A 2,039-nucleotide genomic window follows, 5' to 3' on the forward strand; every position below is an offset into this window, starting at 1 on the left:
GCCCGAGGATCGACCGCCACCCGCGCCTCGAACGACTCCGGCAACGACACCCACGGCACCACCACACCCGTGTCGTTCCGCCGCACGACCAGCTCGTGACGCTCGCCCTCGGACAGCACCGCCACGGCACCCACCCGCACATCCGGGTCGGCCACCACCGCCCCCAGCACCCGCGCGAACCGCTCCACCAGACCCTCGACCGTCCCCCGGTCGAAGAGATCCACGGCGTACTCCAGGAGGCACTCCATGCCACCGGTGTTCGTCGCCTTCTCCGTGATCCTGAGCAGTAGATCGAACTTGGACGTGCCTGTTTCCGTCAGTTCGGTGGCGAGAGTGAGGTTCGGCAGGCGCAGCTCGGCCGGTGCGTCGTTCTGGTAGGCGAGCATCACCTGGAACAGGGGGTGGCGGGACATGGAGCGGGCGGGGTTCAGCGTCTCCACGAGGTGCTCGAACGGCACGTCCTGGTGCGCGTAGGCGGCCAGATCCGTCTCCCGGACCCGCTCCACCAGCTCCCGGAACGTCGGATCACCCGACACATCCGTCCGCAGCACCAGCGTGTTCACGAAGAACCCGACCAGCTCGTCCAGCGCCTCGTCCGTACGACCCGCCACCGGCGAACCGATCGGAATGTCCGTACCCGCACCCATCCGGGACAACAGCGCCGCGAACGCCGCCTGCACCACCATGAACACACTCGCGCCCGACTCCCGGGCGAGCTGTGCCAGGCCCGCGTGGACGTCGGCGTCCACCTCGAACGCCACCTGGTCGCCCCGGAACGAGGCGACCGCAGGGCGCGGCCGGTCGGTCGGCAGCTCCAACTGCTCGGGCAGGTCGACGAGTTGCTCGGTCCAGTGGGTGACCTGCTTGCTGAGCAGGCTGTCGGGGTCGGACTCGTCGCCAAGCAGTTCGCGCTGCCACAGCGCATAGTCCGCGTACTGCGCCGGCAGCGGCTCCCAGGTGGGGGCATGGCCGCTGATCCTGGCCTCGTAAGCCCGCGCGACATCCCGGGCCAAGGGCTCCATCGACCAGCCGTCACCGGCAATGTGATGCAGCACCGCCACCAGTACGTGGACATCCTGAGCGAGTGAGAAGAGCCGTATCCGCATCGGAGATTCGGTGCGCAGGTCGAAGCCGAGCGACACCTGCTCGGCGACCAACTCGGGCAGCGTCTCGGCGGTCGCCTCGGTCACGTCCAGGGTCGGGGTGGCCCGCTCGCTGTCAAGGACCTTCTGGTGGGGAGCGCCGTCGGGGCCCTCGGGGAACACGGTCCGCAGCGACTCGTGCCTCTCGACCACGTCCCGCAGGGCAGCGGCCAGGGCCTTCTGATCCAGCGTGCCCGTCAGCCGTAGGACGACGGGCATGTTGTAGGTGGCGGCCGTCGTTCCTTCGAAGCGGTTGAGGAACCACATCCTGCGCTGGGCGTACGACAGCGGCACTTCGGCCGGCCGGTCCATCGGCGTCAGGGCGACGCGTGCTCCCGTGGCCTCGGTGAGCCGTTCGGCGAGACGGGCGACCGTCGTCGCCTCGAAGAGGGCGCGCAGGGGCAGCTCCACACCGAGCACGGTGCGGATCCGGCTGACCACGCGGGTGGCGAGCAGGGAGTGTCCGCCGAGGTCGAAGAAGCTGTCGTCGATGCAGACCCGTTCCGCGCCCAGCACTTCGGCGAAGATCCCGGCGAGGGCCTCTTCCTGCCCGTTCCGGGGGCCACGACTCGATCCGCCGTGGTACCCGGGTGCGGGCAGGGCGCGGTGGTCGAGTTTGCCGTGCCCGGTCAACGGGAGCCCGTCAAGGACCACGACCGCGGCCGGGACCATGTACTCCGGCAGACGACCACTCAGATAGCTACGGAGAACCTCCCCGTCGAGCACCGCCCCACCCTCCGCCACCGCGTAGGCGACCAGACGCTTGTCGCCGGGCTGGTCCTCGCGCAACACCACCACCGCCGCCGCAACACCCCCGTGCCCGGCCAGCACCGCCTCGACCTCACCCGGCTCGATCCGAAAACCACGCACCTGAACCTGCGCATCCACACGCCCGAC

Annotated in this window: 1 protein-coding gene; it reads right to left on the reverse strand. The window is 69.7% G+C overall.

Annotation, left to right across the window (positions count from 1 at the left end; genetic code table 11):
* Positions 1-2,012, reverse strand: a 2,012-nt coding sequence (locus tag ABZ937_RS42735; RefSeq protein ID WP_361701080.1) for a condensation domain-containing protein, incomplete at its 3' end; no start/stop codon positions are given.
* Between the last annotated feature and the right edge of the window lie 27 nt (positions 2,013-2,039).

Origin of the sequence: Streptomyces sp. NPDC046727 (assembly GCF_040645635.1) — a bacterium.
Lineage (GTDB): Bacteria > Actinomycetota > Actinomycetes > Streptomycetales > Streptomycetaceae > Streptomyces.